The 2,159-nt window shown below is 35.1% G+C and carries 2 protein-coding genes; one reads left to right on the top strand and one right to left on the bottom strand.

Going from position 1 to position 2,159, the window contains the following annotated elements:
- A partial coding sequence (gene mobQ / locus EKM64_RS11265; RefSeq protein WP_125678568.1) for a MobQ family relaxase occupies positions 1 to 1,517 on the bottom strand: 1,517 nt, incomplete at its 3' end.
- A 409-nt stretch (positions 1,518 to 1,926) separates the two neighbouring features.
- Between mobQ and EKM64_RS11260 the strand changes: the two genes are divergently transcribed.
- On the top strand, positions 1,927 to 2,085 hold the full coding sequence (locus EKM64_RS11260; protein ID WP_125678566.1) for a hypothetical protein: 159 nt from the start codon (positions 1,927 to 1,929) through the stop codon (positions 2,083 to 2,085).
- The last annotated feature ends 74 nt before the right edge of the window (positions 2,086 to 2,159 follow it).

The following is a 2,159-nucleotide window of genomic DNA, read 5'->3' as shown; positions in this document are numbered from 1 at the left end:
GGGAGTTCATTAAAATTGCCATTAGGAAAGGCTTTTCTTAAAACTTCCTGGTATTGGGTTTGAATGACTTGTTTAACTGCCATTATTGTTCGCAAATCTTTGACTGCTCTCGTAATCTTTTGCTGCTCGGTTGGTGAATACTTTTCTAGTAGACCTTGATCAACGTGTTCTAGACTTTCTAAGCTATCATCATGAATCATCAGCGTATATTTAAGCTCGATTTTGACTTCCTTTTCTTGTTGCATTAATAACTTCCAGCCAACGTATGGCCGTTTGGTAAAGGTCAATAATTGTTGGGTCAACAAATCATCACGAATGTTCATTAAACGAACGTTTAATGAACATTCGTTTAATTCACTGCCTTTGAAAACTGTTTGCTCGCTTTCGGTTTCCTTAATTAATTCTCGTCTTTCAGCTTGCGTAGTCTGTTCAAAATCAAGCTCTGGATAAAGCTTTTTCGTCGTGCGATCGACTACTTTATTTAAGAGTTCATCTGCCTTTTTTAATGAGCTTTCCTGTTGGTTAATCGTCAATAATTTTTTAGTCACATCTTCACTAATTGCATGTTTAATTAAGGTACTGTTCTTCCAATTAAATAGCATGCGCCGTTTATCATCTAAACTCTCCAAACTGATATAAGTTTTCAGTTCATGGCTTAACTCATTGACCACCCGTTTTTCATTAAACGAGAAGTGTTTACTTAGGCTATCTAAGTGACCTCTATTGATTGCTTTTTCTTGGTTGTTTTTATAACTGGCTTTGGCTTTGCGATAGTTCTTTACTTGTTGGTTAAATTCTTTTCTTTCATACCGCTTACTATTAATTCCCTCATGTTGAGTTGGTGTATCATCTATTCCTTGATCGACAAATGATTTTTCGCTAATTCGATCGGGAATATTTTTTTGTGCTAAAGACTGATTAACACTTGTTGCCCAATTATGCCGCCACTCATTAATTTTTTCCTTTTTATCCCAATCAACTAACCAAATTTTTCTTTGTTTTGGGAACCCACTTTTAGTTAGAAGTTGCTTTCCATTTTCATCTTTAATGTACTGCGTTTTTGCCTTTAATCCCCAAGTACCATCGGGGTTAAAGGGCCGATTAGTTAACATCACATGAGCATGCGGATTATCCGGGTGATCACGATGAATTGCGACATCGGCTACCATACCTTGATCGACAAAATTCTCTTGCACGTATTTAGTTAATAATTCTTTTTGTTCATCTGTACTTAACTCAATTGGTAAAGCTACGTTAAACTCTTTTGCATACCGTGAGTTTGATTTACGATCTTTCTTTTCAACTTCATTCCATAATTGTTCTCGATTACTGGCCCATGCTGGTGCATTTTCGGGAGTTAAAATAAAGCTTTCTGGCATAACCGAGCGAGCATAAAAATAGTGACGGCCTTCTTGATTATTAAATAATTTTTCACCACTTCGATAAGCGGCACTGGCAATAGCACTGCGTCCTTTACCAGCACTAATATTACTAAAACTCATATGAAATATTGCCATGTAAGTCACCTCTTTACTTTGATTCTATGGGCTTGACTTTGTTGTCGCCGTCGGCGACTTCTAATACAGGATTTTGGGGTTAGCACAACATAGAATGAATTCTATGTGTAAGTGCGCATTGACCTCGTTTCACTCGGTCTGCTGATAACCATAAAATCAATTTTTGCCGTTGTTGAATGGAATGTATTCTTAATTCAATTTATGCTTTGCTTTAAATGCTAAAAATTGTTGCATATCCCGCTGCTTTCAACCAAATTTTTTAATTGCTTTATGCAGAGAATCTTCATAAACCTGGCAACAAAATTTGAATAACTAACTTTAAGAACTGCGTATCTAAATTGAAATTATTATTTTAATGTTAGGAGTAATTAAGCTGGAATAAAAGAAAGTATTAAAACCAATTGATAAAATGCTTGCTGATTCTTGGCAAGTTGATATTCAAGAATTATTTGAAGCTTCCGTCAATAAACCCGATGAGATTAAAAAGAACTTGTATGATTCCTTATACACTTATATTTTTCAAAAAAGACAAGAAGATATTATTAATCGTCCATGTTTCGTCATCTAGCCCTCTAAAAAGTCCCTGAGGGCTTTTTATTTTGAGTTTGGTATAAATGTATATAAATAGCCTTAAAATCGCTG

Origin of the sequence: Companilactobacillus keshanensis (genome assembly GCF_003946205.1) — a bacterium.
GTDB lineage: Bacteria > Bacillota > Bacilli > Lactobacillales > Lactobacillaceae > Companilactobacillus > Companilactobacillus keshanensis.
This window is presented reverse-complemented; position numbering and strand designations above follow the sequence as displayed.